This is a genomic window from Enterobacter cloacae complex sp. 394F7 (assembly GCF_057320385.1).
Genome location: NZ_JBXWCS010000004.1, coordinates 296,414 through 307,939, shown reverse-complemented (window position 1 = coordinate 307,939; position 11,526 = coordinate 296,414). Strand labels below are relative to the sequence as shown.

The window sequence follows — 11,526 nt, the reverse complement described above, 5'->3', positions numbered from 1 at the left end:
GTGAATTTAAAATTTGAAATAATTCTTAGCGTTGTCGTGGCAAATATTTTTAATCATCCGCGTGAGAATATCGTTATTATCCGGAACTTCTCCCCGCTCCACCCAACCGCCGATCATATTGCATAGAATGCGGCGAAAATAATCGTGGCGGGTATAGGAGACCAGGCTACGCGAGTCGGTCAGCATGCCGACAAAATTCATTAACAACCCCTGATCTGCCAGGCTGTTGAGCTGGTTTTCCATCCCGCGACGGGTGTCGTTAAACCACCAGCCGGAGCCGAATTGCATCGGTGATTTCACTCCCAGTTCTGCACTCTGAAAATTGGCGATCGTCGTCGCGACAATATCGTTGTAGCTGGGGTTGAGGTTATACAGAATGGTTTTCGGCAGCGCGTCTGCAAGGGCCATGGCATCCAGCAGCTGATTAATATTCGCAGCAAGATTGACCTGATCCGTCAGTGAATCAAACCCGGTATTTATGCCCAGGGCACGGTACATGCGGGTATTATTATTGCGTATCGCACCGAAGTGTATCTGCATGGCCCAGTCATGCTGTCGGTAATAACGCGCCAGCATGATAAAAATAGCACTGTCAAGAATCGCGCTATCCCGCGCGTTGAGATGTTCACCCTGCCGTTTACGGACAAATATCGATTCCACGATACTGTCATCCGCAGCCTGATAATGGATCTCCACAGGGCCATGATCCGAAATACGGCACCCCATGTCATGGAACCAGGCAATACGCTCGCCGAGCGCAGCAGCAAAATCGCTAAAGGCGTGAATGGACCGCCCCGTCAGCTCCGCTAATCGATCGGTAAAGTCGGCGAACTGATGCGCATCCGGCGTAAAAAAGTCATCCGGGCGGAATGTCGGTAATACCTTGACGTTGAATGTTGCGTCCTCGCGCAATAACTGATGGTAACGCAGGTCATCCAGCGGGGCATCTGTGGTACAAATGACCTCCACCTTTGAGCGTTTAATCAGTTCGCGGGGCGTAAAATCAGGCTGTTGTAATAAACGATTACAGCGCTCCATTATTTCACGCCAGTTATGGCTGCCCAGCGGTTCATCACAGGAAAAATAGTGATGCAGTTCTAAATGCGTCCAGTGATAGAGCGGATTGCCATAACTGGCGTCGACCGTTTCAGCCCACGCCGCAAATTTTTCTTCCGCGGTGGCGCTGCCCGTAATGTATTTTTCATCTATACCGTTGGCGCGCATAGCGCGCCATTTGTAGTGATCGCCTGCAAGCCAAAGCTCGGTAATGTTCTCCAGCGGTTTATTTTCGAAAATATCCTTCGCAACCAGATGACAGTGATAGTCAATTATCGGCAATTCTTTCGCGACGTCGCGATATAACGCAACGCCCCTGGCGTTGCTAATCATAAAGTTATCATTAATGAAACTCATAGCAGCGCTCCATATTTGCGTGACTCACCAGCCTTATCGTTCAGCGCCTGTGGTTCAGCCGCGTCTTGTGCCGCGCTCAAATCACGGTCGCGCACTTCCGGCATGAAAATGGCTGAAACCAGACCAATCACGGAATAGGCAATCAGCATCGCGACAATCGGCCACCAGGAGCCGGTCATGTTGCAGAAGATCCCCGCCAGCACCGGACCAAAGCCCACCGCCACCAGACCGCCCGCCTCTTTGGAGATGGCCATGCGGGTAAAGCGATTACGCGAGCCAAACATCTCCGCCATGGTGATGTTTTCCAGCGCGAACAGCCCCAGCACCGCGAAGTTATGAATGACAATAATCGAGAGCATAATGACGCCCGGCGCATAGCTTTTATCGACGATAATCGACAGCATCGGGTACGCCAGAATGATGGCGGAAACGTTGAGGAGGATATACGGCAGACGGCGACCGACTTTGTCCGACAGCCAGCCCAGCAGCGGGATAGAGATAAACCCGAGGATTGAACTTATCATCAGCGCATCGGTGGGGATCGCTTTATCAAACAGCAGCGTCTGTACCAGATATCCGGCAAGGAACGTCTGGATCAGACCGGAGTTACCCGCCTGACCAAAACGCAGCCCGGTGGCCAGCCAGAAGGATTTGCTTTTCACCATCGCCCCAAGGGAGGTATCCAGCTTCGCCACCGGTACGGCAGCTTCAGCGTCGTTCACTTTTTCGAATACCGGGCTCTCTTTCAGGTTCATACGCAGCCAGATGGCAAAGATCATCACGACGACGCTGGCCAGGAACGGCACGCGCCAGCCCCATGCCACCAGTTCTTCACGATCGAGAGCAAAGAACATCACCGCCCAGATCGCCGTGGCACTCAGGGTTCCGCAGTTGGTCCCCATCGCCACCAGCGAGGAGATGATCCCGCGTTTGCCCTTTGGCGCATACTCGGCCAGCATGGTTCCCGCACCGGAGATTTCTGCCCCGGCACCCAGCCCCTGAATAATGCGCAGCGTCACCAGCAGAACCGGAGCAAAAATGCCAATCTGGCCGTAGGTCGGCAACACGCCAATCAGGGTGGTACAGATCCCCATCATGGTGATGGTAATAAACAGCACCTTTTTACGACCGATCCGGTCGCCCATTCTGCCGAAGATAAAGGCGCCGACGATGCGCGCAATATAGCCTGCGCCGTAGGTCCCCATCGCCAGGATCAGCGCCATGGCCGCGGACTGTTCAGGGAAAAAGATCTCATGGAAGACCAGCGCGGCCCCCAGCGAGTAGAGCTGAAAATCCATAAACTCCAGCGCGGTACCCAGCCAGCCGGATACGGCAGCTTTCACCAGATCTGAAGTCGTTCTTTGAGGTTGTGCTTGAGTCATAATGGCTATCTCTGCAAGGTAAGATGCGTACCACTCAGAGCCTGTCTGCGCAGGCTCTTTACCGCGTAAATTATTATTGGTCGAAGGTGAGCAAGACTTTGCAGCACTGCCGCTGGTCTTTCTCAAACAGTTCGATGGCGTCTGTCACGTGGTGGTAGTCAAAGGTGTGGGTAATCAGTTTTTCAGGATCGATCAGCCCCTTTTCCAGCCAGTCGATCACGACCGGGAATTTGTTGGCATTCAGGCGCGAGGAGAATATCGACAGCTCTTTGCCGGTGATCCCCTGCTGAACAATCTGGCTCGGATCGCTGGAAAAGCCCATCAGCACGATACGTGCCGCCGGGGAAGCCAGGGTTATCGCTTCCTGCAGAATCGACGGATGACAGGCGGCATCAATGATTAACGTCGGTTTGATGCCTTTTTCTTCCAGCGCCTTATGCAAATCAAGATTACCGTTGTTCAGGACCCAGTCCGCGCCGCTGCGTTGCGCCATCGCCAGCCGTTCATCAATGCGGTCGACGACAATCACCTGCCTGACGTTGTAGACACCTTTCAGCGCCTGCACGGTTACCAGCCCCATCGGGCCCGCGCCGTACACCAGGGCGATATCCTGTTCCGTCGGTTTTGCCTGCCCGGTGACGTTGGCGGCAATGGTAAAGGGCTCGACCATCACGGCGTGTTTATCGGGAATGGCGTCCGGGATGGGCCACGCATTTTTCGCCGGTACCACGGCGTATTCCGCAAAACCGCCGTCGCGATGCACGCCGAGCACGACCAGGGAGGTACACACGTTCGGTTTACCCACCGAGCACGGATAGCAGTGCCCGCAGCTGATCACCGGATCAACGGAAACCCGCTGCCCCAGGCGTCCGGGGTCAACGCCCTCGCCCGTGGCGTCAATCACACCAAAAAATTCGTGCCCGATAACGCGCGGATATTTCGCGAAGGGGTTATGTCCGCGATAGATATGGCTGTCGGAGCCGCAGATCCCGGCAAGTTTAATGCTGACGCGCACTTCCCCTGCCCCCGGTTGCGGGAGTGGACGCTCTTCAATCACCAGCTGGTTGGGCTGTTGGATCACTACGCTTTTCATCGTTCGCTCCTCGTTTACCAGTTCCACAGCGTGCCGTCTTCAAGACGAGCCACAGGCAGGTAGGCCGGATCGTACGGGTATTTCGCGGCCAGCTTTTCGTCGAACTCAATACCCAGACCCGGCTTATCGCCCGGGTGCATATAGCCGTTGTCGAAGCGCCAGTTGTGCGGGAAGACTTCAAGCATCTGTTCGGAATAGCCCATATATTCCTGCACGCCGAAATTTGGCACCCACAGGTCGAAGTGCAGCGCGGCAGCATGGCAAATCGGCGACAGATCGGACGGGCCGTGTGACCCGGTCCGCACCTGGTAGAGCGAGGCAAAGTCTGCAATACGACGCATGCCGGTGATCCCGCCTGCATGGGTAATGGTGGCGCGAATGTAGTCGATAAGCTGCTCTTCAATCAGCTGTTTGCAATCCCAGATGCTGTTAAAGACTTCACCCACAGCAATCGGCGTGACGGTGTGCTGGCGGATCAGGCGGAAGCACGCCTGGTTTTCAGCAGGCGTAGGATCTTCCATCCAGAACATGCGGAATTCTTCGATGCTCTTACCGAAACGCGCTGCTTCAATCGGCGTCAGGCGGTGGTGCATGTCATGCAGCAGATGTTCGTTGAAGCCAAATTTACTGCGCACCGCGTCAAACAGCTTCGGCGTGAAGTCGAGGTATTTCTCGGTGGACCACAGCTGCTCTTCCGGCCAGTCCCCTTTGGTGGCAGGCTCATACGCCAGCCCTTTTCCTTTGGACATGCCGTAGGTGGTTTTCATTCCCGGCACGCCGCACTGGACGCGGATCGCCTTGAAGCCCATCTCTTTATGACGGGCGTAATCTTCCAGCACGTCGTCAATGGTGTGCCCGGTGGTGTGGCAATAGACCATCACGCCTTCGCGGGAGGCACCGCCCAGCAGCTGGTAAAGCGGCATATTGGCGGCTTTGGCTTTGATATCCCACAGCGCCATATCCACGGCGGAGATTGCCGACATGGTGACCGGGCCGCGACGCCAGTACGCGCCTTTATAGAAAAACTGCCAGATATCCTCGATGCGGTGCGCATCGCGGCCAATCAGCTGCGGGCAGAGGTGGTCTTTCAGGTAAGAGGCGACGGAGAGTTCGCGTCCGTTTAGTGTGGCATCGCCAAGACCGACGATGCCTTCATCGGTCGTAATTTTAAGGGTGACAAAGTTACGCCCCGGGCAGGTGACAAATACTTCAGCCCCGACAATCTTCATAATTCCTTTCCTTACATCGCATGTTGTGATGCAGGAAATTTACGCAACTGAGCTACTACCATACAAGTATAACGATCAAAATATCCGCGACAGATCACATATTCAGGGGTTGAGGTACACGCCCGCTATTTTCTGTCTGATTCACTTCAGGTGAGGATTTATTTAACCAACATGCCTGATGATACGTTTACTTCTCCATACCCGCGCCGCGGGTATGCCGTCATTTCTGTTTGGTGTAGAATCTGAACAGGGTAACGTGATGATCTGCACCGATTCAAAAAGGAAACGCTATGAGTACATTAAGCAAACGCCTTTGTCTGACCGCCGCACTGGCGCTGTCAACGCTCGCCTTCGCTGCTACGGCTACCGCCGAAACCAGCAAACTCATTATTGAGTCTGGCGATAGCGCGCAGAGCCGCCAGAATGCCGCAATGGACAAAGAACAATGGAATGACACCCGCAGCCTTCGTCAGAAGGTGAACAAGCGTGCTGAGAAAGAGTGGGACAAAGAAGATGTCGCCTTTGACGCACGTGATAAGTGTCAGCAAAGCGCGAACGTTAATGCCTACTGGGAGCCAAACACCCTGCGCTGCCTGGATCGTCGAACGGGTCGTACGGTAGCACCGTAATGCCGGGTCTTGAGGTTAAACTGCGTCCGCTGGAGCGCGAAGATTTGCGCTTCGTCCACCAGCTCGACAACAACGCCAGCGTGATGCGCTACTGGTTTGAAGAGCCGTACGAGGCGTTTGTCGAGCTGTCCGATCTGTACGATAAACACATTCACGATCAAAGCGAACGCCGCTTTGTGGTGGAATGTGAAGGCGAAAAAGCCGGGCTGGTTGAGCTGGTGGAGATCAACCACGTGCATCGCCGGGCGGAATTCCAGATCATTATCTCCCCGGAGCATCAGGGTAAAGGCCTGGCCTCACGGGCGGCGAAGCTGGCGATGGACTACGGATTCAATGTTCTTAATCTGTACAAGCTCTATCTCATCGTCGATAAAGAGAACGAAAAAGCGATCCATATCTACCGTAAGCTGGGCTTTATGGTGGAAGGCGAGCTAATCCACGAGTTCTTTATCAACGGGGAATACCGCAACACCATTCGCATGTGCATTTTCCAGCACCAGCATCTGGCCGGACACAAACCGTCTGGTGCCAGCCTGCTGAAACCTACCGCGCAGTAACCTGCGCGGCTTTACTCTCAGTAGTATTCAATGGTGTTTTTTATGCTGTACTTGCGCTCAACCGCGGGTTTCACGCTGTCGTCGGTGATGGTCAGGTCGCAGCTCACCGGGTTATTGTGCCGGTCGTAATCGCAGCTCTGCTTCACATTCCCCAGCGGTTTGTCATTCAGTAAACTCACGGCCGAGTAATCCATTCTTTTGCGCAGATCCTTCGAGGGTGTCGACTGTACGGATAAGTGCTGATCCCCGGAAACGGTGGTTTTACCGAGCGGGTAGCCGTCCGCGTCATAGCGATACTTTACTTCCATCTCTTTACCGTGCGCCGCGACCACAAATCCGTTGTCATCGGTATCCCACGTCACACCGGCAGACGGCAGCTCGGCCAGCTGGCATTTGCCCTGCAGTTTCACTTTTCGCTGCTGGGTTTCTGCATCGATGTAGTAGTTGGCATCCAGCACCAGCGCGACGCCGGTATTCGCTTCAAGATCGTGCAGCTCAAGCGTATCAAAGCACCCTTCTGTCGACATCGTCCCGGTCACCCGTTTGGAGACCTCGCCCTTGTCGTTAAACAGCGTCTGGGTAAAGTCTTTGACCGGGCCGCGCAGCGGGTCAAAATCAAACTCATTCGAAAAACTCGCCATCTCAGGCGTGAACGACAGCGGCGCGGAATTGTTGTCGCACCCCACCAGTGTCGCGGCCAGTAGCGTTATCGCTGCGTATTTCTTCACATCATTTACCGATTCAGGGAGATTATTCCCAATCATATTAGCAAATACATAGAGTTAACGAATAGTGATTCGTTTTTCTTCGTTTCACACCAGACGGTGATGTGACTTATAGTAAATTCCAATAGCGCGTCAGAAATGTATAACCTCCTGAAATATATGTAATTTCAATAACATTTTTTGCCTACTACAACTGTAATTCAGGATATTAACTGACCCTTCTTTTTAACAACGAGAATGGGGTTTCAAAATGGCAATTCCTGCATACCTTTGGCTAAAGGACGATGGCGGAGCAGATATACAGGGCGCTGTTGATGTACAGGATCGTGAAGGAAGTATCGAAATTTTAGGCTTCGGACACGGCCTGCATCTACCCACCGACAGCTTAACGGGAAAGATAACAGGCACGCGCGTGCATAGCGCTCTGGTTTTTGAGAAGGAATTCGACAGCTCAAGCCCTTACCTCTATAAAGCCGTAGCAAAGGGGCAGACGTTTAAAAGTGCGGAGTTCAAATGGTACAAGATTAACGACGCTGGCCAGGAAGTCGAATACTTCAACATGTTACTGGAAAACGTCAAAGTTGTCGCAATATGCCCTCTTATGCATGACATAAAAAACCCGGCTACTGAAAAGCATAATCATCTCGAAAGCATCTCATTGCGTTATGAAAAAATAACATGGAGACACTGTGACGGTAACATTATTTTCTCAGATGAGTGGAAAGACAGATGATTCGATGCACTTTTCATTTAAGTGGAGGACAATTGTCAACATTAAGTTGTCCAGGTCTGGGATTTTTTCCTGCATATTCCGGAAATGCTGGACCGAACAGAAATAATCCCGACGCAGTTGCGATTCCGAAAGTCGGTCCATTACCACCGGGGTTGTATTACATCGTTACCCGGCCACGAGGGGGATTAAAAGCACGCTGGAAAGACACCATCAAAGAGCTTGAAAGTGGCTCCAACCGTGACTTTTGGTTTGCTCTTTATCGTGCAGATGAACATATTGATGACATTACATTTATTGATAACGTAGAGCGTGGTTCTTTCCGCTTGCACCCCGCTGGGCAGTCTGGGATCAGTAACGGATGCATTACATTGCCAAACCATGCGCACTACACAATCTTAATGCATGCTTTGTTAGCTTCGGGAGCGATGATGATCACATCTGAATTAAAAGCCCTTGGTACAATACAGGTATATTAATGAGCGCAAAAAAAAGAGCATTCACCTGGATAGTCGAAACCATGATGCTGTTTGTCATATATTCCGCGTTGTGCTATTTCCTTCCAGACATTGAACTTTACCATTTCTACACAAGTCATTTCGGTTTTGTTACCGAACTGACTTGGAATGAAAACTATACGCTAATACTGTTTATTCTCTCGTTTTTCTTTAACGCCCTGTTGATATATCTGTGGGCTTTAAAAAAGGGAATATAATTATTGGGCGGTGATAATGCCGCCTTTTTTTGTCGCACGAATATTATTTTCTTCCATCGGCATGAAGCCATAAATTTAAACAAATTATAAGAAAATTCAGAATGTGCAGCCAAAAACAATTACTTACATAAACTCTGCTAACATTAATCTACACACAGAGAAAAGGAGCTACAGATGAAACGGTTACCCTGGATTACCGCCCTGCTGTTAATGAGTGCCTCTACCGCCGCGCTGGCGGCACCGGATTCCTGCGAACGCGTAAAAAGCGACATTCAGCAGAAAATCATCAACAACGGCGTGCCGGAATCTGGCTTTACGCTGAACATCGTACCCAACGATCAGGCCGATCGTCCGGATGCGCAGGTTGTTGGGCATTGTGCCAATGATACCTTCAAAATTTTGTACACTCGCACAGGCAGCGGTGCTGCTGGCGCGCAGGAGAGTCCGCAAGGCGAACCGCAGTGATTTTTAACCACTTTCCTTGCGCCAATCCCCCTTGAATTGATGAGGATTAATATTTAATACCTCCAAATAAGTAACACTCACCCCCATCATTAGCCCGGTTGTAATCACGGGCGAAAATAATAGTCAATTAAAATGATGGGGTGAGTCATGTCCGATGTCGAACATCACGGTGGAATTAGCCGCCGAACACTCGTTAAGTCCACCGCGATAGGTTCTCTGGCGCTTGCCGCCGGTGGTATCTCGTTGCCGTTTGGATTGAAAAGCGCCGCTGCTGCGGTGCAAAACGCCGTACAGCCTGCTGAAGATAAAGTGGTCTGGGGAGCCTGCTCGGTGAACTGCGGCAGCCGCTGCGCGCTGCGCCTGCATGTCCGTGACGACGAAGTTTACTGGGTGGAAACGGATAATACCGGGGAGGATATCTACGGCAATCATCAGGTGCGTGCCTGTCTTCGCGGACGCTCCATCCGCCGTCGCATTAATCACCCTGACCGCCTTAACTACCCGATGAAGCGCGTGGGCAAACGCGGTGAAGGTAAATTTGAGCGCATCTCCTGGGATGAAGCGCTGGATACCCTGACCCGCAGCCTGAAAAATGTAGTGGAAAAATACGGCAACGAAGCGGTGTACATTAACTACTCCTCCGGCATTGTCGGCGGCAATATCACCCGCTCTTCCCCTTACGCCTCGCTGGTGGCGCGCCTGATGAACTGTTACGGCGGCTTCCTGAGCCACTATGGCACCTACAGTACCGCGCAAATTTCCTGCGCGATGCCGTACACCTACGGCAGCAACGATGGCAACAGCACCTCCGACATTGAAAACACTAAACTGGTGGTGATGTTCGGCAATAATCCGGCGGAAACGCGTATGAGCGGCGGCGGGATCACCTACTACCTCGAACAGGCGCGTGAACGCTCAAATGCGCGAATGATCGTCATCGACCCGCGTTATACCGACACCGCTGCCGGACGTGAAGATGAATGGATCCCGATTCGCCCGGGTACCGATGCCGCGCTGGTAGCCGGACTTGCATGGGTATTAATCAACGAAAATCTGGTTGACCAGCCGTTCCTCGATAAATACTGCGTTGGCTATGACGAAAAAACGCTGCCGGAAGGCGCGCCTGCTAATGGGCACTACAAAGCGTATATTCTCGGCCAGGGCGACGATAATACGCCAAAAACCCCGGAGTGGGCTTCGCGCATCACCGGTATTCCGGCGGATCGCATCGTCAAGCTGGCGCGCGAGATTGGCTCGGCAAAACCCGCCTATATTTGCCAGGGCTGGGGACCGCAGCGCCAGGCCAACGGTGAACTGACGTCGCGCGCCATCGCCATGCTGCCGATCTTAACCGGCAATGTGGGTATCAACGGCGGTAACAGCGGCGCGCGCGAATCGACCTATACCATCACCATCGAACGGATGCCGCTGCCGGAAAACCCGGTAAAAACGCAGATCTCCTGCTTTAGCTGGACGGATGCCATCGCCCGCGGCCCGGAAATGACCGCCCTGCGCGACGGCGTGCGTGGCAAGGATAAGCTGGATGTGCCGATCAAGTTCATCTGGAACTATGCCGGTAACACCATCATCAACCAGCACTCCGACATCAACAAAACCCACGATATTCTGCAGGACGAAAGCAAGTGCGAAACCATCGTGGTGATCGACAACTTTATGACCTCTTCGGCGAAATACGCCGACATCCTGCTGCCGGACCTCATGACCGTCGAGCAGGAAGACATCATTCCGAACGATTATGCGGGCAACATGGGCTATCTGATTTTCCTGCAGCCCGTCACCGCGCCGAAGTTTGAGCGTAAGCCCATCTACTGGATCATGAGCGAAGTGGCGAAACGCCTCGGGCCGGATATCCATCAGAAATTCACCGAGGGCCGGACACAGTCGCAGTGGCTGCAGTATTTGTACGCCAAAATGCTGGCGAAAGATCCGCAGCTTCCGTCCTATGACGAACTGAAAAAAATGGGCATTTATAAGCGCAAAGATCCCAACGGACACTTCGTGGCGTATAAAAAATTCCGCGATGATCCGGATGCCCATCCGCTCAAAACCCCGTCAGGCAAGATTGAAATCTACTCCAGCAAGCTGGCAGAGATTGCCGCCACCTGGGAGCTGGAAAAAGATGAAACCATCAGCCCGCTGCCGGTGTACGCCTCAACGTTTGACGGCTGGGATGCCCCGGAACGTAAAACATACCCGCTGCAGCTGTTTGGCTTCCACTTCAAGGCGCGCACCCACTCCAGCTACGGCAACGTAGATGTGCTTAAAGCCGCCTGTCGTCAGGAGGTATGGCTCAATCCGGTTGATGCGGCACAACGCGGTATTCAAAACGGCGATATGGTGCGCGTGTTTAACGACCGCGGCGAAATGCGCATTGCCGCGAAAGTCACCCCGCGCATCATGCCCGGCGTCAGCGCGATGGGCCAGGGGGCCTGGCACGACGCCAACATGAACGGTGATCGGATCGACCACGGCTCATGCATCAACACGTTGACCACCCATCGCCCGTCACCGCTGGCGAAAGGCAACCCGCAGCACACCAATCTGGTGCAGATCGAGAAGGCGTAAGG

General features: G+C 53.0%; 11 protein-coding genes. 6 read left to right on the top strand and 5 right to left on the bottom strand.

Features of this window, described 5'->3' with window-relative positions; genetic code table 11:
* Positions 1-6: 6 nt before the first annotated feature.
* From uxaC to rspA, 4 genes are all read right to left on the bottom strand, one after another.
* Positions 7-1,413 carry a glucuronate isomerase gene (gene uxaC / locus AC2FAK_RS08455; protein WP_095454763.1) on the bottom strand — a complete coding sequence of 469 codons (1,407 nt, stop codon included), beginning with the start codon at positions 1,411-1,413 and terminating at the stop codon, positions 7-9.
* A complete protein-coding gene (locus tag AC2FAK_RS08450) occupies positions 1,410-2,795 on the bottom strand; it encodes an MFS transporter (protein ID WP_095454764.1) in 1,386 nt (461 codons plus the stop codon). Before AC2FAK_RS08450 ends, uxaC begins: the two co-directional genes overlap by 4 nt.
* Positions 2,796-2,868: 73 nt before the next feature.
* Complete coding sequence (locus AC2FAK_RS08445; protein WP_013096790.1) at positions 2,869-3,888, bottom strand: Zn-dependent oxidoreductase; 1,020 nt, start codon at positions 3,886-3,888, stop codon at positions 2,869-2,871.
* A 14-nt stretch (positions 3,889-3,902) separates the two neighbouring features.
* Complete coding sequence (gene rspA, locus AC2FAK_RS08440; RefSeq protein ID WP_013096791.1) at positions 3,903-5,117, bottom strand: starvation-sensing protein RspA; 1,215 nt, start codon at positions 5,115-5,117, stop codon at positions 3,903-3,905.
* A 290-nt stretch (positions 5,118-5,407) separates the two neighbouring features.
* On the opposite strand from rspA, the gene AC2FAK_RS08435 reads away from it, so the two are divergent.
* Positions 5,408-5,746 (top strand): DUF1283 family protein, encoded by a 339-nt coding sequence (locus AC2FAK_RS08435; RefSeq protein ID WP_013096793.1) that lies wholly within the window; start codon positions 5,408-5,410, stop codon positions 5,744-5,746.
* On the top strand, positions 5,746-6,303 hold the full coding sequence (gene speG / locus AC2FAK_RS08430) for a spermidine N1-acetyltransferase (RefSeq protein ID WP_013096794.1): 558 nt from the start codon (positions 5,746-5,748) through the stop codon (positions 6,301-6,303). The genes AC2FAK_RS08435 and speG overlap by 1 nt, the downstream gene beginning before the upstream one ends.
* A gap of 17 nt (positions 6,304-6,320) precedes the next feature.
* Here the strand turns inward: speG and AC2FAK_RS08425 are convergent, their stop codons facing one another.
* Positions 6,321-7,031 carry a YnfC family lipoprotein gene (locus AC2FAK_RS08425; protein WP_014831730.1) on the bottom strand — a complete coding sequence of 237 codons (711 nt, stop codon included), beginning with the start codon at positions 7,029-7,031 and terminating at the stop codon, positions 6,321-6,323.
* Between the two features lie 247 nt (positions 7,032-7,278).
* On the opposite strand from AC2FAK_RS08425, the gene AC2FAK_RS08420 reads away from it, so the two are divergent.
* The 4 genes from AC2FAK_RS08420 to ynfE all read left to right on the top strand — a co-directional run bounded on the left by AC2FAK_RS08420 (position 7,279) and on the right by ynfE (position 11,524).
* Entirely contained in the window at positions 7,279-7,761 is a 483-nt protein-coding gene (locus AC2FAK_RS08420) for an Hcp family type VI secretion system effector (protein WP_095454765.1), read from the top strand.
* Positions 7,758-8,237 carry a DUF2778 domain-containing protein gene (locus AC2FAK_RS08415; protein ID WP_095454766.1) on the top strand — a complete coding sequence of 160 codons (480 nt, stop codon included), beginning with the start codon at positions 7,758-7,760 and terminating at the stop codon, positions 8,235-8,237. Before AC2FAK_RS08420 ends, AC2FAK_RS08415 begins: the two co-directional genes overlap by 4 nt.
* 410 nt (positions 8,238-8,647) lie before the next feature.
* Positions 8,648-8,938, top strand: coding sequence for a DUF1161 domain-containing protein (locus AC2FAK_RS08410; protein ID WP_095454767.1), 291 nt, complete (start codon positions 8,648-8,650; stop codon positions 8,936-8,938).
* A gap of 147 nt (positions 8,939-9,085) precedes the next feature.
* The gene (ynfE, locus tag AC2FAK_RS08405; RefSeq protein ID WP_095454768.1) at positions 9,086-11,524 is read left to right on the top strand and encodes a selenate/tellurate reductase subunit YnfE; all 2,439 of its coding nucleotides are present in this window, start codon (positions 9,086-9,088) and stop codon (positions 11,522-11,524) included.
* Positions 11,525-11,526: the final 2 nt, after the last annotated feature.